Below are 21,157 nucleotides of genomic sequence, written 5' to 3'. Positions count from 1 at the left end.
CAATGCAACGCGAGGAGTTTGTACAGCAGCTGTGGCTGGACTATATCCATGCCCATCCCGACATTGGCAGACTGAAGTTTTGGCCCCTTCATACCAGCGCGGAATACTTAACTCTGGTAACGCTTAACCACGGCCCATTTGCGATAGGAGCGCTAAGCACACCACTTGCACACATGGGCTACCGCTCGGTGGGGCACTATGCCATGGCCGACAAGGGGCTGCTCATCCACTTAATGGCCCCTACTGATGAGAGCAGTTGGCTAGTGCTGGCCGAACTACAGCTAGGAACGTTATCAAAGGCTCCCCGTGAAGGGCTCACTACGTTAATACACCAAAGCCATCCCGCCGATTGCAAAGGGCAAAATTTACTATGCCGCGGTAGACCCTGGCCAATGCCTTCCTGGGCACTTTATCAGCAGCTAAAAAAGGCGCACCCTCTCGCCGCCTGGCTATCCGTCATGGGGCCACGCTTGCATCACGCAGGCTTTGACTGCCACCGTTTAAGTGAACCCATTGACGCCCTTAGCGCTCAGTTGGAGAGTGCTGGCATGCTACCGCTAAGCGGCCAACAAAACGGGGTTTTTTCGGTCTCTACGCTACTGGAACATCGCTTTTACCCAGCCACGCCTCAAAAGATGGTGTTTAGCGATGGGGATGAACACCGCTTATGCTTAGGAGGACTGGCACTTACACAAAAGCAGTTAAGCGATGACCATGAGCGCGTTGCCGAAATTCTGCTGCCCTTCCATACACGGTGTGAAATGGCGTGAGTCAACGACCCACGCCTACCATGTTATGCTTGCTGCCAGGTTACGCGCACTGACAGCGTTATTCGTCGAAGGTCATTTCCGGCACATGATCGGGCACAATCAGCTTGCCCGCCGTTTTTTCGACAATCTCTTCAACGCTAACACCTGGAGCGCGCTCTTTAAGTATGAAGGCACCGTCTTTGATTTCCAGATAGGCTAGATCGGTTAATACTCGGTTGATACACCCGGCCCCGGTGAGTGGCAAACTGCATTTTTCGAGCAGCTTGGATTCACCATGCTTAGAGGCGTGAGTCATCATACAGATAATGTTTTCAGCGCCGGCAACTAAGTCCATGGCTCCCCCCATCCCTTTGATGAGTTTGCCGGGAATCATCCAGGACGCAATGTTGCCCTCTTGATCTACTTCAAAAGCACCTAACACCGTTAAATCTACGTGCCCACCACGAATCATGGCAAATGACTCAGCGGACGAGAAAATAGCTGCGCCAGGACGCGCGGTAACCGTCTGTTTGCCGGCGTTAATCATATCGGGGTCCACTTCCTCCTCAGTGGGGAAGCGCCCCATACCCAGGAGGCCGTTTTCCGACTGCAGCATGACATCCATGCCATCAGGAATATAGTTAGCGACCAGGGTAGGAATACCAATCCCTAAATTGACATAAAAACCATCTTGCAGCTCTCGGGCAACACGCTGTGCCATCTGTTCACGAGTTAAAGCCATGGTCACACCTCTTGTCTTAGTTAGTTGATTGTTGACGTTGTTGCGCTTAGCTGCGCACCGTGCGCTTCTCAATGCGCTTCTCGAACGAGCCTTGAATGATGCGATCCACGTAGATGCCCGGTGTATGGATCTGGCTCGGCTCAAGCTCACCTGGTTCAACAATCTCCTCAACTTCTACAACAGTGATCTTGCCTGCTGTGGCAGCCATGGGGTTAAAATTTTGAGCGGTGTGGCGATACATGACGTTGCCATAACGGTCAGCTTTCCAACCTTTGACGATTGCAAAGTCACCTTTAATGGCTTCTTCTAGAATGTAGTGACGACCATCGAATACACGCACCTCCTTGCCTTCACCAATCGGGGTACCGTAGCCAGTAGCCGTATAAAAAGCGGGAATGCCCGCACCGCCGGCACGCATTTTTTCTGCCAGGGTTCCCTGGGGCGTCAGCACAACCTCAATTTCGTCATTCAGCATCTGCTGCTCAAACATCGCATTCTCACCTACGTAAGAAGCGAAAATCTTGCTGATCTGACGATCTTCAAGCAAAAGGCCTAGGCCAAAACCATCAACACCACAGTTATTAGAAACGACAGTGAGGTCTTTTACGCCACGTCGCTTGATTTCGGCAATGAGGTTCTCAGGGATACCACATAACCCAAAACCACCGGCAATAACGGTCATACCGCTCTCGATGCCTTCCATTGCTTCTTCGTAAGAAGCCACACGCTTATCGAATCCTGCCATTGTTATGCCTCACATTGTTGTCAGAAATACGCTATCGGAAGTACGTTGAACGCGTCATGGTGATGCGGTCGTCTCAGTGGTGCCAGTGTTGTACCAGATGATATATTTGTTAAGTTTGTTTTTCTTATCAATTTATTGTAATAACTTATAAAAGAGATACCATGACCGTCAAGCAGCTTCGTGCATTTTTAGCCGTTGCACAAACTCTCAGCTTCACCCAAGCATGTGAACGCCTGCACCTTTCACAGCCTGCGTTAAGCCTTGCCATCAAAGGGCTGGAGGATTCACTAGGCGGAAAGCTCCTTATTCGTAGCACACGCAACGTGCGACTAACGCCAGAGGGAGAGTCACTACTACCGCTTGCCAAGCATCTGCTAGCCCAATGGGATAACACCGAGGAGCGCCTGCGCCAGCGCTTTACTCTGCAGTTGGGGCGACTCAGTGTGGCGGCTATGCCGTCATTTGCCTGCAACCTACTGCCTGGTGCACTACTCAAATTTCGCCAGCAGTACCCTAAAATTAACGTTACCGTACACGACGTCATCAATGAAGAAGTCATCGACATGGTACGCTCGCGCCAAGTAGAGATTGGCATCGCTTTTTCACCCGATGGCGCAGGCAGCCTTACCTTTACTCCGCTTTTTGAAGACCAGTTTGTTGCCGTCGTACCCTCTAGCTCATCATGGGCAAAAATCGATACGCTGGCATGGACACAACTCCTTGAATATGACTTTATTACCCTGCAACGCCCGTCAATGGTAAGACGACTGCTCGAACAAGAGCTTGGAAAACGCCAGATTGAACTGCCTGTTGCGTTTGAGAGCCATCAACTATCAACAGTTGGCCGAATGGTCGCCGAGGGGTTAGGGGTCAGCGCAGTACCCTCTATGTGCATTCAACAAATGCATGAACTTGGAGCACGCTGCCTTCCTATTACAGAACCGAGTATCGCTTGCCGGGTAGGCATTCTGACCCAGGAAGAGCTATCCGTGGCAGCACACGCGCTGCGCAGCGTGTTGCTCGAAAGTGTTAGGGCTCCCTCTCTACTCATCGAAGCATAACGTATTGATACGGTTATGCTGGGCAGCGTGGCGCTGATCCATTAGCATTTATTACTAGGCGCGTGCGTGATAAACCAGCAGCACGCTGATGGATTGCTGTGAGGATGGTGGTATGCCAATTATTAAAGGGGGCGTCAGCATTGTGCTGCTGACGTTGAACACGCTATTTTGGGGTGTTCCCCTGATTATCTTGACGCTGCTAAAAGTTATTATTCCCGGCAGGCAGGCAAAAGAGTGGCTGCTTAAAGGGTTGTGCGCTGTGGCGCTTAATTGGATCGGCGTCAACTTATGGTGGATGCGGCGTTGGTTAAAGCCCGACGTCTCCATCAATGTACCTAACACGCTAAGCCCTGAGCAGTGGTGGCTGGTTATTTCGAACCACCGCAGTTGGACCGATATTTTTATTCTATTTATGGCGTTGCATCGCCGCATTCCCATGCCGCGCTTTTTCCTTAAACGCCAGTTAATCTGGATTCCCATTGTTGGCTTAGCATTTTGGGCGCTGGAGTTCCCCTTTATGCGCCGCTTCAGCCGGGAACAAATCGCCAATAATCCCAAGCTAGCCACGATTGATCGCGAAGCCACTGAAAGAGTGTGCCGCCAGGCACGCCATGCCCCCATTGCCATCTTCAATTTTGTGGAGGGAACGCGCTTCACCATCGCTAAGCGCGAGGCACAGCAAAGTCCTTTTCGCCACCTGCTTCGCCCTAAAGCGGGGGGCGTTGCCCAAGTACTCAGCCTGCTTGGCGACCAGTTGGATGGTATCCTTGACGTCACCATTAGCTATGCCAACCCATCCCCCACGTTTATGGGTTTTTTATGCGGCAAAGAGGCGCCGATTACCCTTGAAGCTCGGCAGCTAGATATCCCTCAATGGATGCATGATGCCAACTACCATGACGAACCGCAGCACAAGGAACGTTTCCACGCATGGATCAATTCACTCTGGCAGGAAAAAGATACCTTGCTAGACAGCCTCAGCGACCACGACTAGGCCAATGGCTCACGATTTGCGTGCTGGTTGGCATACTGGTTGGCTGCGCCGGGCCTGCCACAACATCTAGCCAGCGCATTCCCGCCACCAGTAGCGTCAGCGCTATTAGCGGTAATTGGGTCGTCGTCAAGCGAGGCGATACGCTAGGGCAGCTCGCCACTCGGGCTAACGTGCCACTTGAGCGGCTTGAGCGTTTCAACCCTGGTGTTGATGCTCGTCGTTTGGCCGTTGGGCAGCGCCTACTCATCCCCACCCAGCAGGAGCGGGCACCCTCCGGCGGCCCTTATCGCTATCAAATCCGGCCTGGCGATACTTTTTCGGGCGTTGCCCGGCACTTCGGCACGACTGCCGGCCGCATCCAGAGCGCCAATCCTGGCACTTCGCCAACTGCGTTACGCGTCGGTCAGATCATTAGCGTACCGCTCAGCAGCACCGCAAGAACAGCTTCGTCAGGTAGCGGAGCAACGGCTAACGGCTCCACTGCACGCGGCGCCACCGCACCACCCCCTGCGGCCAACACTAGCCTACCGGCATCGGCACGCCGCTGGCCGTGGCCTTTGGATGATTACCGTATCGTTCGGCGTTTTGGGGCAGACAGCCGGGGTACCTTACAGCCTATGCTGCTAGCGACCCAGGCCGGTGCACGCGCGAAAGCCGTTGCCCCAGGAGAAGTACGCTTTGCCGATAGTATGCGCCAACTAGGCAAGGTGGTGATTGTCCATCACGCCGATAACCTACAAAGCGTTTATGCCCTTTGCGAAGAACTCTTAGTATCGGTGGGGAAGCAGGTCAGCACCGGAGAGGCACTCTGCGAGGTAGGCCAAAGTAATGCTACCCAGCGTTACGACCTACTGTTTGATTTACGCCAAGGCGGCAAACCTATCGACCCTAGGCAAGTGCTACGTTAAACATGACCCACAAAAGCCCCACGAGGGGCTTTTGTGTTTTTTGAATTAACCGCGATAGTAGCCGGGCGCCACAAACGGCATCGCAGTGACACTCATGGGCAGCTGCTTGCCGCGCACTAAAGCATAGACAGTGTTACCAGCTGCTTCCCATTCACGGGAGACATACCCCATGGCAATCGGTTTACCTACGCTTGGCCCAAAGCCACCGGAGGTAACAATGCCAATTTCATTACCTGCCTCATCCACCAGCTGGCTTCCTTCACGCACCGGCGCGCGCCCTTCCGCTACTAGGCCGACCCGCTTACGGGTATGATCTTTTGCCTCTACCTGATGAAGAATGACATCGGCACCGGGGAATCCCGCCGCGCGCTCGCCACCATGGCGACGAGGCTTGCCAATGGCCCAAATCAGGCTGGCTTCAACAGGTGTAGTATGCAAATCCATGTCATGGCCATACAAGCATAAGCCCGCTTCTAAGCGCAGCGAATCACGCGCCCCTAAGCCTATCGCTTCCACCTCTGGCTCAGCCAGCAGCGTTTCTGCCAATGCCTGGCTATCTTCAGCGGCAACCGAGATTTCAAAGCCATCTTCCCCGGTATAGCCACTACGACTGACCCACACCTCGTGCCCCGCCAAAGTATAGCGACCATGCTGCATAAAGGTCAGCTCGCATGCTTGCGGGCAGAGGCGTTGCATGACATCACGGGCCTTTGGCCCCTGCAGCGCCAGCAGGCCGCGATCCAGCACGTCAATTTGATGAGTAGTACCTAGATTGGCTCGCAGGTGGGCGATATCCTGCTCTTTGCAGGCGGCGTTCACCACTAGATAAAAGTGGTCACCCGCATTGACGACCATCAAGTCATCGATAATGCCGCCATCAGAGCTGGTAAAAAGGCCGTACCGCTGCTGGCCTTGCTGCAAACCTACCAAGTCCGCCGGAATCAAGGTTTCTAACGCCTCGGCGACATTTTCGCCGGAAACCAAAATTTGCCCCATATGAGACACATCGAACAGCCCACACTGCTGGCGAGTATGCTCATGCTCTTTTTTAACGCCAAGCGGGTATTGTACCGGCATGTCGTATCCAGCAAAGGGCACCATCTTAGCCCCCAACTGCTTGTGGAGTGCATGAAGGGGCGTACGATTCAGGTCAGTCATGGTCTTTCCTCTGTCGAAAAAGAGAAACGGGAAGCCCCTCTAGGCTTCCCGGATCTATTGCAACGTGCTCGAACTACTCGTCAGCAGAGCTCATTAGCAGAACTTACTTATCATGGTCTAGGGCTTCGCCCGGCAGCACATCTTTACCGGCAAAATAGTCCCGAGTGAGCTTGAAGACAACCGGCGACAGCAGTGCCAAGGCAATCAGGTTGGGAATCGCCATCATCGCGTTAAAGGTATCCGCCATCAGCCAGATAAAGCCCAACTGCGCAATGGCACCCAGCGGAATCGCCAGTACGAACAGCACCCGGTACAGCATAATAGAGCGAGTACCGAACAAGAACTGGCAACACTTCTCACCGTAGAACGACCAGCCAAGAATGGTGGTGAAGGCAAAGATCGCCAGCGCAATGGCTACAATCTGGTTGCCAAAGCCGGGCAGTGCTGCATCAAAAGAGAGCGCCGTGAGCGAGGCTCCCGCTTCACCTTCCATCCAGACGGTGGAGGTCAAAATCACGAGCGCCGTAATGGTGCACACAATGATAGTGTCGATGAATGTGCCCAGCATGGCAATCAGCCCCTGACGAACAGGGTTTTTCGTTTGCGCTGCCGCGTGAGCAATAGGTGCGCTACCCAGACCCGCTTCGTTAGAGAAGATACCCCGCGCTACGCCAAAGCGAATCGCAGCCATCACAGCGGCACCTGCAAAGCCACCAGCGGCGGCAATAGGATTAAAGGCGTAGTAGAAAATCAACCCAAACGCTTCACCGATTTGGCCCGCGTTGACGATCAGCACCAATAGGCCAGCGATGACGTAAGCAATGCCCATCACCGGCACCAGCTTACCGGCTACCTTGGCAATACGCTTAATGCCGCCCAAAATCACAGCGCCAGCCAGTACCATGATCACAACGCCGGTCAACCAATGCGGAACACCAAAGGTAGCATCCATAGCATCTGCGACAGAGTTAGACTGCACGGTGTTACCAATCCCGAAAGCAGCGACGGCACCAAAGAACGAGAACAATCCCCCCAGCCACAGCCACTTACGGCCCAGGCCGTTTTTGATATAGAACATCGGCCCGCCTACGTGATAGCCAGTGCTATCAGTCTCCCGATAGCGCACAGCCAGCACCGCCTCGGCAAACTTAGTGGCCATACCGACTAGCGCGGTAATCCACATCCAGAACACCGCACCCGGGCCACCTAGTGCAATCGCCGTCGCTACCCCGGCAATGTTGCCGGTACCAATTGTCGCAGATAGCGCTGTCATCAGCGCGTTAAAGGGGGAAATCTCACCCTCGTCACTCTCTTTTGCGGGCGTCTTATCAGAAGGTTTGGCATCCCGCCCTTGCCACATTAGTTTGAAACCCATGCCGAGTTTGCGTATCGGCATCAGTTTCAAGCCAATTTGCAGGTAGATACCTACACCTAACAGCAATATCAGCATTAACGGCCCCCACACGATGCCGTTAATTGCCCCTAATAGGCTCGTCAACGTTTCCACACGACTCTCCTTACCTAATTGATTAATGCATTTGTTATGAAGGTTCGGTTGTCTCTCTGCCAGCACTGACAGCAGACGAAATCACCAAGCGAGTCTACCATAGCGCTTATTTCGCCATGGAAAAACGCATGATTGGTATGTTTTACACCATTTTCTCAGTGCGCATCCATGCCAATGTCGCCTGCAGATAGAGAAAATTTCTCTTTTTGTAATTTACAAGGCACTGAAGCCTTAGCAAAAAGCCTCCCTTTTTCCGCCTTTTGGAGGCAATGAAGAAATTTGTTTCCAATGAGAAACACGGTACTATATGTCTATTCACGCTGAGCCGGTCACAGTCGCTAAGATAAACGACAAGCGCTAGTATGCTCTCGTTCTGACCACTGTTTTTATAAGGGAACCATTATGAGTAATCTTCCTGCCAACCTTCGTTATGCAGCCAGCCACGAGTGGGTACTTGACCATCAAGATGGTACCGTCACCATCGGCATCACTGACCACGCTCAAGAAGCCTTGGGTGACGTAGTATTCGTTGAACTGCCTGAAGTCGGCCAAGCACTCAGCCAAGGCAAAGAGTTTGGTGTTATTGAATCTGTTAAAGCGGCTTCTGACCTCTACTCCCCCGTGGATGGCGAAGTTATTGAAGTCAATGAAGCCCTCGAAGACGCTCCTGAAACCGTCAATGAAGCCCCTTATGAAGGCGGCTGGATCATGAAAGTTCGCGTTTCGGATAGCCAAGCTCTCGAAGGTCTGCTAGACGCCGATGCTTATCAAGCGACGCTGAGCGCCGACGAGTAAGCCTAAGTAGTTAAAGCGCCTGCCTTTATAGCAGGCGCTTTATTATTACCTCTGCACGTTTTCTCAATCACGTCCGGAATCTCCCCATGCCATTTGAATCACGCCGCTTGGCCGAACTGGCCGACCATGATGCCTTTATCAAACGTCATAACGGGCCTAGCCCCGACGATGTCGCTACCATGTTGCAAGCGCTCAACATGCAGCGCATGGAAGACCTGATTGAGCAAACCGTGCCTAGCGATATTCGACTTGGCCGTGAACTCGCGCTAGATGAGCCGCGTAGTGAAGCAGAAGCGCTAGAGTACCTAAGCCAGCTGGCTCGCCAGAACCGTGTTACCAAAAGTTATATCGGCCAGGGTTACTACAATACCCATATGCCTGCGGTTATTCAGCGCAACGTGCTGGAAAACCCCGGCTGGTACACTGCCTATACGCCCTACCAGCCTGAGATTTCCCAAGGCCGCCTGGAAGGCTTACTCAATTTTCAGCAGGTGATTATGGATCTCACCGGCATGGAGCTGGCTAACGCCTCCTTGCTGGATGAAGCCACCGCCGCTGCTGAGGCCATGGCGCTCTGCAAGCGTAGCAATAAGAAGAGCAAATCCAACGCCTTCTTCGTTGCAGATGACCTCTTTCCGCAAACGCTAGACGTCGTTAAGACCCGCGCTGAATTTTTTGGTTTTGAGCTAGTAAGCGGCCCCGCTGAGAATCTCGCCGAGCACGACGTATTTGGTGCCTTGGTTCAATATCCCTCCGCCAGTGGCAACATCAGCGACTTAGCCCCGATGCTGAAAGCCGCCCAGGCGCGCGGCATTATGACCTGCGTAGCAACTGATCTACTCAGCCTTGTCTTGCTGAAAGAGCCGGGAGCTATGGGGGCTGATATTGTCGTAGGCAACTCCCAACGTTTCGGCGTCCCGATGGGCTTTGGTGGGCCGCACGCAGCGTTCTTTGCTACTTCTGATAAGCTAAAGCGCTCAATCCCAGGGCGAATCATTGGCGTTTCTAAAGATAGCCGAGGCAATACCGCACTGCGCATGGCGATGCAGACCCGCGAGCAGCATATTCGCCGCGAGAAAGCGACCTCAAACATCTGTACCGCCCAGGCTCTACTAGCGAACATTGCCGGTTTCTATGCCACTTATCACGGTGCTGAGGGCCTGCGCAAAATCGCCGGCCGCGTCCACCGCCTAACCACTGTACTGGCCACTGGCCTTCAGCAAGCGGGTATTCAACTGGCCAATAACAGCTGGTTTGACACGCTGCGTCTTACTCAAGTTGATGCGGGCAAAATCCATGGCCGAGCCATGACCCACGACATCAACTTGCACTACTTCGCCAATGGTGATGTGGGCATTAGCCTGGATGAAACCACCACCGCTCACGATGTAGCTGCCTTGTTTGATGTGCTGCTTGGCGATGAACATGGTCTTTCCGTCGCCGCACTGGATGAGCAAGTGGTAGCCGAACATGTAAGCGGCATTCCTGCGGCTTACCAGCGGGAAAGCGACTTCTTGACCCACCCGACATTCAAGCGCTACCGCAGTGAGACCGAAATGCTGCGCTATCTGAAGCGCCTTGAGAATAAAGATCTCTCGTTGGCCCATGCCATGATCCCGCTAGGCTCATGCACCATGAAGCTTAACGCGACCAGCGAGATGATCCCTGTATCGTGGCCAGCCTTTGCTAACCTGCATCCGTTTGCCCCGCGCGACCAAGTGGCAGGCTATCATCAAATGATTGATGAGCTAGCGGCTTTCTTAGTGGAAGTGACTGGCTATGATCATATCTCTATGCAGCCCAACTCGGGTGCCCAGGGTGAATATGCAGGCCTGCTCGCCATTCGCCGCTACCAAGCAGCCCAGGGAGAAGCCCACCGTGATGTGTGCTTGATCCCCAGCTCCGCTCACGGCACCAACCCCGCGTCTGCCGCCATGCTGAGTATGGAAGTTGTAGTCGTTGAGTGTGATAAAAATGGCAATATCGACCTGGATGATCTAACGCGCAAGGCCGAACAGTACAGCGAGCGCCTCTCAGCGGTAATGATCACCTACCCCTCCACTCACGGGGTATTTGAGTCCCATGTGCGCAAGGTGTGTGACGTTGTCCACCAGCACGGCGGCCAGGTGTACGTTGACGGTGCCAATATGAATGCCCAGGTGGGCCTGACTCGCCCAGGCGACTTTGGCGGCGATGTTTCCCACCTTAACTTGCACAAAACTTTCTGCATTCCCCACGGCGGCGGCGGCCCCGGTATGGGACCGATTGGCGTGAGAGCTCATTTGGCACCTTACGTCTCTAACCATGTGGTCACTCCGATTGACGGTGTTAACCCGGAGAGCGGCGCGGTATCGGCTGCGGCATTTGGTAGTGCTTCCATCCTGCCAATCTCCTGGGCTTACATTAAGATGATGGGTGCCCGCGGCCTACGTGAAGCCACTGAACTTGCCATTCTCAATGCCAACTATATTGCTAAGCGTTTAGAGTCGGCCTATCCGATTCTGTACCGCGGCCAAAACGGCACCGTGGCCCATGAGTGTATTATCGATATTCGCCCGCTGAAGAGTGCTTCCGGCATTAGCGAAGAGGATATTGCCAAACGCTTGATGGATTATGGGTTCCACGCGCCCACCATGTCGTTCCCTGTACCGGGCACGCTGATGATCGAGCCGACGGAATCCGAATCCCTGTATGAAATCGACCGCTTCTGTGATGCGATGATTGCGATTCGTGAAGAAATTGCTCGGGTAGAGAGTGGTGAATGGCCGTTGGATAACAACCCACTGGTAAATGCACCGCATACCCAGGCAGACCTGATGGATAGCCACTGGCAGCGGCCTTACGACCGAAAGCTGGGTGCCTTCCCCACGGAAGCCGTCATGGCCTCAAAATACTGGCCTGCCGTGAACCGCGTCGACAACGTCTTTGGTGATCGGCAGCTGATTTGCTCTTGCCCGAGCATTGATGAGTATCGTCGCTAACCCACGCTGGCAGTGCGGTAGCTAATTCGGTAGGCAACGCCCCTGGCCCATTTATTCGGGAACCAGGGGCGTTTTTTCTTGGAGGCGCTGCTCGTGAAAACCGTTTAACAGCTTTTCATAGCGTTTAGGCAGAACAGAATCCCGGCGGCGTAGCAAATACAGCACTTCATTAATCGCTTGGGGAAGCGCCAGCGCTTTCACTTGGCGCTGCCAAGGCGATGTTTCCAGTACCAAACGGGAGACCACCGTAAAGCCAAGCCCCCTAGCCACTGCATCTAACACCATGCTCACTTCATTGGTAAACCCTTGATGACGAAAGTGCGTCATCGAACGAAACTCATCTGGGTAGTTCGCCCTCAGCAGCGCATTGGCATGGTTGATGCCATCGTAGTAATTGATAAAGCCAATGCCCATGAGCTCCGACAGTGTGCTGCCAGCGAAATCAGCCGGCACGACTAAACAGAGTGGCTCTTTATGCCACACCGTACAGGTGAGTTCGGGATGGTTGACCTGCTCGGTTACAATGCCAATATCGTACCGACCCTCAAGCAAGTCGTTGACGATCTCATGATTAAACGCAAAGCTGTAGTTGACCGTTAAATTGGGGTGCATCTGCTGCTGGCCGAGAATGTAGGGGTAAAACATCAATCCCACGCTACCGGGCGACGCAATGCGACATTCACCACTATCGAGCGAATCATCATCCAGCCCATGCCGAAACTGCTCATGCTCAGCAAACAGCTTGAGGGCGTAATCGTAAGCGCGGCGGCCCGATTCGGTCAGTGTGAAACTTCTCCCTCGGCGCTCTAACAGCGTTTTGCCGAGATAGCTCTCCAACTTACGAATATGCTGGCTAACCCCAGGCTGCGTCATCTCCAAACGACGCGCCGTTCGTGTAAAACTACCGGTTTCCACTAACGTAATAAACGTCCGAAAATATTGGGCATTAAACATTGGAGTTAAGTAACATCCTCGTTATCCATCCTCATAAGGCGCTATCGACACCCGTCACCATGCGCGCTTGTAGGGCACTAGCGTAGCACAATCGCTGTCAAGACGGGCGCTTAGCCGACCTACTGAACCGCGCTAAGTGCCGTGCTAGTATGCAGATTCGCTATTTACACTCTTAGGGACAGCCAGACTAATGACGCAAACCCCAGCGCCCCGCGCCACGATTTCCAGCATTATTTCACCTGAAGGAAGCCTTGAGGTCCTCTCGCAACACGAGGTCAACCGACTCAAGAGCACGTCTAAAAGTGGTTTGCATGATTTACTGCGCCGCTGCGCCCTTGCTGTGCTCAATTGTGGTAGCGCCACCGATGACAGCCTGGCCATTCTTGAAGCCTATAAAGATTTTGACATTGAGGTGCTGCAGCAAGACCGTGGCATTCGCTTAAAGCTGACCAACGCCCCGGCAGAAGCGTTTGTGGATGGGCGCATGATTCGCGGTATCCGCGAACACCTCTCATCAATTATTCGTGACATTGTCTACGTCTATAACGAGATCCAGCACCACAATCGCTTCGATCTCAGCACGGCTGAAGGCACCACTAATGCGGTGTTCCATATCCTACGCAAGGCGGGTACGCTAAAACCCGGCCGTGACCCCAGCCTGGTAGTATGCTGGGGTGGTCACTCCATTTCTCGGGAAGAGTACGAGTACACCAAAGATGTAGGTTACCACCTAGGCCTGCGCGACCTGGATATCTGCACCGGCTGCGGCCCAGGCGCCATGAAGGGGCCGATGAAAGGTGCCAACGTGGCCCACGCCAAACAGCGGCGTAAAGATAGCCGTTACCTGGGCATTTCAGAGCCAGGCATTATTGCTGCCGAAGCCCCTAACCCGATTGTTAACGAACTGGTTGTCATGCCAGATATCGAAAAACGCCTGGAAGCCTTTGTGCGCCTGGGCCACGGCATTATTGTTTTCCCAGGCGGCGTTGGCACGGCTGAAGAGATCCTTTATCTGCTAGGTATTTTGCTGCACCCCAGCAACCGGGATATCCCCTTCCCACTCATCTTTACCGGCCCGGCCAACTCAGCCGACTATTTTCAGAAGATTGATGAGTTCCTGGTATATACCTTAGGCGAAGAGATTCGCCGCTACTACACTATTATTACCGGCGACCCGGTGGCCGTGGCCCGCGCCATGCGCGAAGGTATTGACCAAATTGCCGACTTCCGCCGCCAGCATCAGGATGCTTTCTACTACAACTGGCGCTTAACTATCGTCCGTGAATTCCAGGCGCCCTTCGAACCCACCCATGAAGCAATGCGTAGCTTAGCGCTGCACCGCCAGCAGCCTACCCACGAGTTAGCCGCTAACCTGCGGCGCGCTTTTTCCGGTATCGTAGCGGGTAACGTCAAAGAGCCAGGCATTCGCGCGATTGAAGCCCACGGCCCCTTCGAGCTGACCGCTGAACCAGAACTGATGCAGCGACTGGATACGCTGCTCAGTTCGTTTGTAGCGCAAGGCCGCATGAAGCTCGATGGCCAACCCTATACCCCCTGCTATGTGCTGAAATAACGCTTCAGCAGCTTATCCAAGGCGGGCATCGCCAGATGCCTGCTCAAAAAAGTATCCTGCTATTACTCGGCATAATGACGTCATAACCACTACACTAAAGCCGAACGCAGCCGCAAGTGATCGTGGTTATTAGCTGATTCCATCAAGGAAAAGAGGAGTAGCACATGGAAATGATTGATCAGTTGCAGGATGGCAAAACCAAAGCTTTCGCTAAGCACTGTTTTGAACGCTTTTCCCCCGAAGAGCTTAATAGCGCTGCTGAGGGTTCACCCAACCAGGCGGAAATGGAACACTGGGGGATTACCGTTGGCCAGTGGGAAGAAGCCGTGGCGGCGGCGCTCGCTGACCATCAATCACAAGGGTAACCACCACGCTCAGCCAGTTTTAATTTAAGAGCCAGCAACCTAGGGCTGCGTCTACACGTTGCTCTAGAGACTAGTCCCTATAACCATAGGAGATTAACCATAGAGAATTAGTAGTGACCTTCCCCTTCCCTTAACCTCTCCCATCCCTAGTAGCACTCCAGTAGCTGATGAAAAACTCTTAGCACCTCACCGTTCCACGATAGCAAGCAGTGCAGCCCATACTGCCCTATCGTTACCGATTGCCTACGATGCAACATCGGAATAGATCATTTATATCCCTGGTATGAGGCATACCACAGCTTTTACTGCGGTAAACTCCCATTACTTTTTACTGTTATGTTGATTAGCCTTATCATCTGAGCGCAAATGCAAAGAAATAAGCAATCGGAGGCATCCGTGTGACCGACGACCTCACCCTACTAGAAGCGCAACAGGGTATTCATGAGTTAATTGCCCAACAAGCTCCGCTCGTAGAGACATTGGAAGCCATTGCTCATTGGATGAGCCTCCAACTTCCTGGGGCCATAGTAGCTTTTATGCGCTTCGACCCAGCGAATTGCGCCCTTAGCCTCTATCCCAGCCGCCACTTTTCTCAACACTATTTCAACCGGCTGCAAAACATTCGCATTGGTTTGGGAGTCGCCTCTTTTGGCGAGGCTGCTTACCTGCGTCAACAGGTAATGACTGAAGATATCCAGTCAGATCCGCGCTGGGAGGCGTTTCGTAGCGCAGCGCTTGCTGAAGGAGTTCGTGCTTGCTGGTCGACGCCAGTGATCACCGGTCAGGGTGAATTATTGGGCACTTTCGGCACCTATTACCGCACGCCTACCGCTCCTAGTAATGTGAGTTGCAAGCGACTTCGTCAAGCGGCTGCCTTGATTGCACTGGCTATTATCAAAGATCGCGACAGCCGCCGCCATCGCACATTAGCCGAGTGGCACCGCTCACTATTCGTTAACCACCCGGATGGGGTATACGAGTTTGATCTTGAAGGCCGATTCCAGCGGGGCAATGCTGCGTTGGAGAGAATTACCGGTTACTCGGAGCAAGATCTCATCGGCCAGCACTTTAATAAATTCATCGATCCCGACTACCATCACCTCACTCAAACAGCCTTTGATGCTGCCAAAAGTGGGGTATCGCGTCATTACGAGACGCTAGGCCAACATGCAGACGGGCACACCTACCACATTGAAGTCACCAACTTTCCGGTCATCGTTGAGGGCGAAATCGTCGGTGTTTATGGTATCTGCCATGATATCACTTCGCGTAAAAACCAAGAGGCCACGCTTCACTTACTACAGCGAGGCATTGAGGCTAGTCCTAATGGCGTGTTGATGTCAGATGCCACCAAACATGATATGCCCATCGTTTACGCTAATGAAGCTTTCTGCCGACTAACAGGCTACACCTTAGATGAGGTATTGGGGAAAAACTGCCGATTTTTGCAGGGCGATAAGACCGATCCTGCTGCCATTGCGACATTACGCCAGGCCTTAGCAACAAAAACGAAGGCCCAAGTCACACTGCTCAATTACCGCAAGGATGGTTCTCCTTTCTGGAACCGCCTGGCTATTAGCCCCGTCATTGACAAACTTGGCCAATGCACACACTTCATTGGCACTCAAGAGGATATCACCCGGGAACGCGACCAGGAGGCACAACTTGCCTACCAAGCGACTCATGACCTCCTCACCGGCTTACCGAACCGCACAGCCCTAGACGACCGCCTTGAGCAAGACTACCGTTGGAGCAAACGGCATCAGCGCTTGCTTGCGGTGCTCCACCTTGACCTAGATGGTTTTAAAACGATCAATGATGGGCTGGGTTACCACATTGGTAATCAGCTGTTGGTAGCTGTTGTGGAGCGGCTACGTCAACGTTTGGGTTCCTCCGATACGCTGGCCCGCCTCACTGGAGATGAGTTTGTTCTACTCATGCCAAACTTAGCGAGCCGCCTGGAGGTAGACACAGCAGCCGAGCAGATTCTCAACGTATTCGAGCATCCGTTCGAAGTTGCTGGTCGCGAGCTATATATTAGTTGCAGCATCGGAGTCGCCTGCAGCGACGAAGATATTCAGCAAACACGCGAGTTACTACAAAATGCCGACCTTGCTTTAGCTGCAGCAAAACGCCAGGGTCGCAATACCTGGCAAATCTATCATGGTCACGATAGGCAAGACACCAGCGAACACGTGCTGTTACGCAACGACCTTCACGCTGCCCTACGTAATAACCAATTTGAGCTTTATTACCAGCCCATTGTTGATGCTGTCAGCGGTCGTATCAAAAGCCTCGAAGCCCTAATACGTTGGCACCACCCTACCTATGGAATGGTATCCCCAGGAATATTCATACCCCTTGCCGAGCAGACGGGGCAAATTATACCGCTAGGCCGCTGGGTGTTGCGGCAAGCCTGCCAGAACCTAGCTGATATGCGTGCTAAGGGGGAACGAGTCTTCCCCGTAGCGGTTAACATTTCATCACTACAGTTTCGGCGTGATGGCTTCCTTGAGGAAGTGCGCAACATCCTAGACGAAACAGGCTTACCCCCTGAATTGCTTGAACTAGAAATGACGGAAAGCATTCTGCTGGGCGGTGCAGAAAAAGCGATCGATATGATTCACACCCTTCGCGGTATGAATATCACTATCGCCATTGACGACTTTGGTACTGGTTTCTCTAGTCTTAGCTACCTAAGAGACTTACCTATACACAAAATCAAACTAGACCGGGCTTTTATTTGCGACATTCTCACCAGCCGTAGTAATGCTGCGATTGTCCAAGGCATCATCGCCATGGCACATCACATGAATCTAGTGGTCGTGGCTGAGGGCATCGAAGAGCGTGCACAGCAAGAGGATTTGGTACGCCGAAAGTGTGATCTTCTACAAGGGTATCATTTCGCTAAGCCGATGCCATGGGAAGCACTCATGGCACTCCCCGACTACCTACCTCCTTCCGAAAGCTCAGTACGCCAAGGCTGAACAAAGAGAGGGATCTGGTAAAGGTAGCTCGTCTTCAAAATGGCTTGCGTTGAAGACGAGCTGCTACCATTTTTTCATTAATGTCCGATAATAGTATTAGGGACACTAATTTAGGAGCAGAAGCGAGATTGACTTGCAGAGCGAGGCACTGGCTTTCTCATCGCAAAAGCCCGAGATACTCACCTCTTGCTTAAAAAGGATGGAAGAAACGCTGTTCAATCTAACTAACAGCCTTCCTCTCACATCAGGAGCATGATGTCTGACTGTAGATAGGAAAAGGGCCTATGCGTTCTAGGCCAACAAAACATACTATCGTCTATGCAGGTGCCTATCATGACCCATCCCGCCCTCTACTCAAACCCCTCAGCGGCCGTGATTCGGTCGTTGCTCCAACACAAGCATATGGTCTCCCTGTATGCCAAGGACATGGCTTATCCTCTAAAGGCCGTCGTCCACGAGCTTGACCTAAGCACTGGCCGCCTGGTGCTAGAAGTAGAGTATGCTGAGAGAGACATTGAGCGTTATCTCACAAATGGTGGCATCAGCTTCGACTTGGAAGCGTTGAAAGGCTCTCAAGCCATAGAGCGTGAGACCTACAGCCTTAGCAACGTCGCCGCCAAGCTACTTAAAACTGACAGCACTATTTATCACCTAGAGTGCCAGCTCCCAGAGTCGGTTTTTGTGAACGAGCAGCGCGGGGCAATCCGTGTTCCTTTTGTTCTGGGCATGCATGTACGCGTTAGCCTTGAGGTCTATCTCCATGAGCTCAGCGTGCCAGGCCGGCTGCGTAATTTATCGGTAGGTGGCTGCATGGTCGATATTGACTTAGCAGAGAGCATTGCGATTAGCGTGGGCCAGGAGATACCCGGCATTACTCTCGAGTTTCCTAATGGCGAGAGTTTCTTTGCTGAGGGAAAAATTTGCCATATCCGCCCTTTTGGCAACCAAGGTTATGCCGCGGTCGGCGTCCAGTTTATCAACATGAATACCCTTCAGACAGAAGCGTTATTCCGCTATGTGACGGAGTCTGAGCGCGAGGCCTCCTACCGTACTGGAGCCAACGATAAGCTGGACTACCACTCCCCACTGTTTATCCCTGGGGCGAAGGAGCAAAAGCTTTTACAACGTGAAGCCCATGAACACGAGAAACGGTCACGCCTATCACCAATGGAGCGAGGTGTGATGGAGGTGGCTCATCAGCTCCAGGTGGGGCTCATGTATATGAAAGCCCGTCATCTGTTTCCTGGAGTGATCTTTTACGACTGTGTTGACACACTACGCTATCTAGTCGAGCAAGATCGTAAGGCGCTTCTCTACGCATTATCTTTCTTACGTGACGAACCGGACTGGGTTCGCCATGCCGTACAAGTGACGGCTCAGTTAGCTGATATGATGCTGGCGCGTGATCCGCACTCCCCACATGTACGTGAAGCCATGCTAGGCGCGCTTCTACATACCATGGGTAAACCACTGCTGGTCAGCGCTGAGTTACCATCGCTGAAGATCAATATGAACCCAACGCAGAAGGAGATTCTCAGAGACCACGTGACCGTGCTTTGTGACAAACTTAAGGCGCTTAAGTGGATACCTAGCCCCACCTGCCGAGATGTCATTGAGAATGCTAATGAACGCCTAGATGGCTCTGGCTACCCGGCTGGCAAGCGAGGTAATGAGCTATCTGACCTAGTACGCCTCGTCTCTGTGATTAAAGCAATCAACAAACTAATGCATTCGCGCAATGGCACCCCGCCCCATACACCGTTAGATGCTTACCGTATGGTTCATGAAGCTGCTACTGCCTATAACAGAACAGTGCTGGTGGAATATATACAGGCCTATGGCCTTTACCCTATTGGCAGTCTAGCTAAGTTCTCGGGAGGATTTCTCGCTTGGGTCATGGATATCGACAGCAAATGCATGCCAACACAAGTTCATATTGTCAAGAATCTGCGCTTCCCGGACACCAACATCAGCAGTGTCATTGGCAGCGACGACTTCTCACAGCTTGGCAAATTGGAGGGCATTGCTAATCCGGCCGACTACGGCATAAAAGTCGTGAAGGTATAACCCAAAGTACCATATTACAAACTACAGCAACCTAAGTACTTCAATCTAAGTACATCAACCTGTTGCCAAATCAGAAACGATCCGGTTACGCCCAGCATGCTTTGCAGTGTAGAGTGCTTGGTCAGCCTGAGCCATCATTTGACCCAATGGGTCAGGATGGTTTTCAGGCTGGCGGGCAATACCAAGGCTAATCGACATTTTTATCGACAAAGACTCCTTAAGACCCAATACTTTAATGTTGAAAGGCTCATCAGCGACGCTTTTTCGTAAGCGCTCTGCCAGCACGATGGCTTGCTCATCCTGCATATTACTGGCGAGAACAGCAAACTCTTCGCCTCCCAGCCGTACAAGCCAATCATCTGTCCGAAGCTCATGCTGTAACCGCTCCACCATCAACTTCAACAAGGCGTCCCCAACCGGATGACCATAGGTGTCGTTGATCTGCTTGAAATGATCAATATCAAATAGAATGAAGTGTCTTGGCCTCACAGCCTGCGCGTCTGCTGCCAAGTAGCGCTCTAAGCCTCGTCGGTTAAGCGCCCCCGTTAGCGCATCTCGTTCTGCGTCAGCTTGCACTTTCTCTTCATGCTGCTTGCGCTGTCTAATATCGACCAGTAAGCCAGCCACAGCGACTGGCTCTCCTTGTTCATTGTGCTGAATTTCTGCGATGATTTCGTGCCACACCCACTCTGACTTGTCGAACCGTACCCGAGCATCAAGGCGCAACTGGGCAGGTGTTGCATCGCTGTAAACTTTCCTAAAGTGGGACCAGAGCCTGGCTCGATCTTTCTTATGGAGAAGGGCAAGCAAGCGCCGTAACGGTACCCGCGGATAAGTTTTCGGATAGCCCAGTGCCGCCTTCAGGGTTTGTGAGCACCATACGCGTCCATTACGCAAACTCACCTCCCAGACTCCGCAGTCGGCTACCTTATGAAACAGCTCAATCTGACGAGAGCGGTGGCTTAGTTGGTAACGATAAAGAGCCGCTGCAATCAGTTGTCCGGCGGCGGTTAGTAAATCAAGCCCTGGCCCTCTCCAGCTCACAGCACGCTCACAGTCATCCACTCCTAAAGTACCCCACCAACGATCATTTACGAAGATGGGCACCGTTGCCATAGATCGAATGGATTGGCTTTCGAGATGTCGCCGCAGTGGCCCGACAGGCATGGTAGGGACGCAGAAATCATGGCATCCCCCCAACTTGCGCTCTTCAACTAGCCGACGATACTCGGGGTCCTTGAGGGTGGAAGAGAAGAAGCGAAAGCGCCGCTGGCTCAACTGACGATAGCGATCGGCAGCGGCCCATTCGAAAACATAGTCTTGAATTACCGCCTCAGGCTGTATCTCCAAAAGCTGGAAAATCCAAACACGGCTAGCCCCAGTCGCAGGGCCTAATTCAGCCAATAAGCGATCGACGCCGTCTGCCCAGTGGTCTGCGTCCATCAAAGCACTACCACCTCGGCTCAATGCTGCTAAGCAATCACGGGCATTTACCGGCACTGGCGGAACAGTGGATGCTGTTAAAGAGTGAGAGGAACGACCTAGCATTGGATGCTCTTGTTTTAACAATG

The 21,157-nt window shown here is 52.8% G+C and carries 16 protein-coding genes; 10 read left to right on the top strand and 6 right to left on the bottom strand.

What is annotated here, in order from left to right; translation table 11 throughout:
• Positions 1–2 precede the first annotated feature (2 nt).
• A complete protein-coding gene (locus tag LG300_RS07185; protein WP_404377709.1) occupies positions 3–770 on the top strand; it encodes a DUF1338 domain-containing protein in 768 nt (255 codons plus the stop codon).
• A 58-nt stretch (positions 771–828) separates the two neighbouring features.
• Here the strand turns inward: LG300_RS07185 and LG300_RS07180 are convergent, their stop codons facing one another.
• Positions 829–1,491 (bottom strand): CoA transferase subunit B, encoded by a 663-nt coding sequence (locus LG300_RS07180; RefSeq protein WP_404377708.1) that lies wholly within the window; start codon positions 1,489–1,491, stop codon positions 829–831.
• A 46-nt stretch (positions 1,492–1,537) separates the two neighbouring features.
• Entirely contained in the window at positions 1,538–2,236 is a 699-nt protein-coding gene (locus LG300_RS07175) for a CoA transferase subunit A (protein WP_404377707.1), read from the bottom strand.
• 161 nt (positions 2,237–2,397) lie between these two features.
• Between LG300_RS07175 and LG300_RS07170 the strand changes: the two genes are divergently transcribed.
• The 3 genes from LG300_RS07170 (at position 2,398) to LG300_RS07160 (ending at position 5,199) form a co-directional block, all read left to right on the top strand.
• Positions 2,398–3,297 carry a LysR family transcriptional regulator gene (locus LG300_RS07170; RefSeq protein WP_404377706.1) on the top strand — a complete coding sequence of 300 codons (900 nt, stop codon included), beginning with the start codon at positions 2,398–2,400 and terminating at the stop codon, positions 3,295–3,297.
• Positions 3,298–3,409: 112 nt separating this feature from the next.
• On the top strand, positions 3,410–4,291 hold the full coding sequence (locus tag LG300_RS07165) for an acyltransferase (RefSeq protein WP_404377705.1): 882 nt from the start codon (positions 3,410–3,412) through the stop codon (positions 4,289–4,291).
• Positions 4,228–5,199, top strand: coding sequence for a LysM peptidoglycan-binding domain-containing protein (locus LG300_RS07160; protein ID WP_404377704.1), 972 nt, complete (start codon positions 4,228–4,230; stop codon positions 5,197–5,199). The genes LG300_RS07165 and LG300_RS07160 overlap by 64 nt, the downstream gene beginning before the upstream one ends.
• 45 nt (positions 5,200–5,244) lie before the next feature.
• On the opposite strand, the gene gcvT is transcribed toward LG300_RS07160, so the two are convergent.
• Positions 5,245–6,357 carry a glycine cleavage system aminomethyltransferase GcvT gene (gene gcvT, locus LG300_RS07155; protein ID WP_404377703.1) on the bottom strand — a complete coding sequence of 371 codons (1,113 nt, stop codon included), beginning with the start codon at positions 6,355–6,357 and terminating at the stop codon, positions 5,245–5,247.
• 103 nt (positions 6,358–6,460) lie between these two features.
• Positions 6,461–7,864, bottom strand: a complete 1,404-nt coding sequence (locus LG300_RS07150; RefSeq protein WP_404377702.1) for an alanine/glycine:cation symporter family protein — start codon at positions 7,862–7,864, stop codon at positions 6,461–6,463.
• Between the two features lie 402 nt (positions 7,865–8,266).
• On the opposite strand from LG300_RS07150, the gene gcvH reads away from it, so the two are divergent.
• Both gcvH and gcvP read left to right on the top strand, forming a co-directional pair.
• Positions 8,267–8,659, top strand: coding sequence for a glycine cleavage system protein GcvH (gene gcvH, locus LG300_RS07145; protein WP_404377701.1), 393 nt, complete (start codon positions 8,267–8,269; stop codon positions 8,657–8,659).
• Between the two features lie 86 nt (positions 8,660–8,745).
• Positions 8,746–11,640: an aminomethyl-transferring glycine dehydrogenase gene (gene gcvP, locus LG300_RS07140; protein WP_404377700.1), complete on the top strand. Its 2,895-nt coding sequence runs from the start codon at positions 8,746–8,748 to the stop codon at positions 11,638–11,640.
• A gap of 51 nt (positions 11,641–11,691) precedes the next feature.
• On the opposite strand, the gene LG300_RS07135 is transcribed toward gcvP, so the two are convergent.
• A complete protein-coding gene (locus LG300_RS07135) occupies positions 11,692–12,594 on the bottom strand; it encodes a LysR family transcriptional regulator (protein WP_404377699.1) in 903 nt (300 codons plus the stop codon).
• A gap of 190 nt (positions 12,595–12,784) precedes the next feature.
• Here LG300_RS07135 and ppnN point away from each other — a divergent pair, with 190 nt between their 5' ends.
• From ppnN to LG300_RS07115, 4 genes are all read left to right on the top strand, one after another.
• Complete coding sequence (gene ppnN, locus LG300_RS07130) at positions 12,785–14,167, top strand: nucleotide 5'-monophosphate nucleosidase PpnN (RefSeq protein ID WP_404377698.1); 1,383 nt, start codon at positions 12,785–12,787, stop codon at positions 14,165–14,167.
• Positions 14,168–14,331: 164 nt separating this feature from the next.
• Positions 14,332–14,532: a hypothetical protein gene (locus tag LG300_RS07125; RefSeq protein ID WP_404377697.1), complete on the top strand. Its 201-nt coding sequence runs from the start codon at positions 14,332–14,334 to the stop codon at positions 14,530–14,532.
• A 398-nt stretch (positions 14,533–14,930) separates the two neighbouring features.
• Positions 14,931–17,519, top strand: coding sequence for an EAL domain-containing protein (locus LG300_RS07120; RefSeq protein ID WP_404377696.1), 2,589 nt, complete (start codon positions 14,931–14,933; stop codon positions 17,517–17,519).
• 333 nt (positions 17,520–17,852) lie between these two features.
• Positions 17,853–19,586, top strand: coding sequence for a PilZ domain-containing protein (locus LG300_RS07115; protein WP_404377695.1), 1,734 nt, complete (start codon positions 17,853–17,855; stop codon positions 19,584–19,586).
• 54 nt (positions 19,587–19,640) lie between these two features.
• Here the strand turns inward: LG300_RS07115 and LG300_RS07110 are convergent, their stop codons facing one another.
• Entirely contained in the window at positions 19,641–21,029 is a 1,389-nt protein-coding gene (locus LG300_RS07110) for a diguanylate cyclase (protein ID WP_404377694.1), read from the bottom strand.
• Between the last annotated feature and the right edge of the window lie 128 nt (positions 21,030–21,157).

It is taken from the genome of Vreelandella aquamarina (assembly GCF_044805175.1).
Taxonomy (GTDB): domain Bacteria; phylum Pseudomonadota; class Gammaproteobacteria; order Pseudomonadales; family Halomonadaceae; genus Vreelandella; species Vreelandella aquamarina_B.
This window is presented reverse-complemented; position numbering and strand designations above follow the sequence as displayed.

Excerpts from the sequence above, each read along its gene's own strand:
- LG300_RS07110 (WP_404377694.1), bottom strand. The coding sequence starts at position 21,029 with ATGGACGCAGACCACTGGGCAGACGGCGTCGATCGCTTATTGGCTGAA.
- gcvP (WP_404377700.1), top strand. The coding sequence starts at position 8,746 with ATGCCATTTGAATCACGCCGCTTGGCCGAACTGGCCGACCATGATGCC.
- LG300_RS07170 (WP_404377706.1), top strand. The coding sequence starts at position 2,398 with ATGACCGTCAAGCAGCTTCGTGCATTTTTAGCCGTTGCACAAACTCTC.
- LG300_RS07135 (WP_404377699.1), bottom strand. The coding sequence starts at position 12,594 with ATGTTTAATGCCCAATATTTTCGGACGTTTATTACGTTAGTGGAAACC.
- ppnN (WP_404377698.1), top strand. The coding sequence starts at position 12,785 with ATGACGCAAACCCCAGCGCCCCGCGCCACGATTTCCAGCATTATTTCA.
- gcvH (WP_404377701.1), top strand. The coding sequence starts at position 8,267 with ATGAGTAATCTTCCTGCCAACCTTCGTTATGCAGCCAGCCACGAGTGG.
- LG300_RS07165 (WP_404377705.1), top strand. The coding sequence starts at position 3,410 with ATGCCAATTATTAAAGGGGGCGTCAGCATTGTGCTGCTGACGTTGAAC.
- LG300_RS07185 (WP_404377709.1), top strand. The coding sequence starts at position 3 with ATGCAACGCGAGGAGTTTGTACAGCAGCTGTGGCTGGACTATATCCAT.
- gcvT (WP_404377703.1), bottom strand. The coding sequence starts at position 6,357 with ATGACTGACCTGAATCGTACGCCCCTTCATGCACTCCACAAGCAGTTG.
- LG300_RS07180 (WP_404377708.1), bottom strand. The coding sequence starts at position 1,491 with ATGGCTTTAACTCGTGAACAGATGGCACAGCGTGTTGCCCGAGAGCTG.
- LG300_RS07125 (WP_404377697.1), top strand. The coding sequence starts at position 14,332 with ATGGAAATGATTGATCAGTTGCAGGATGGCAAAACCAAAGCTTTCGCT.
- LG300_RS07160 (WP_404377704.1), top strand. The coding sequence starts at position 4,228 with ATGGATCAATTCACTCTGGCAGGAAAAAGATACCTTGCTAGACAGCCT.
- LG300_RS07115 (WP_404377695.1), top strand. The coding sequence starts at position 17,853 with ATGACCCATCCCGCCCTCTACTCAAACCCCTCAGCGGCCGTGATTCGG.
- LG300_RS07175 (WP_404377707.1), bottom strand. The coding sequence starts at position 2,236 with ATGGCAGGATTCGATAAGCGTGTGGCTTCTTACGAAGAAGCAATGGAA.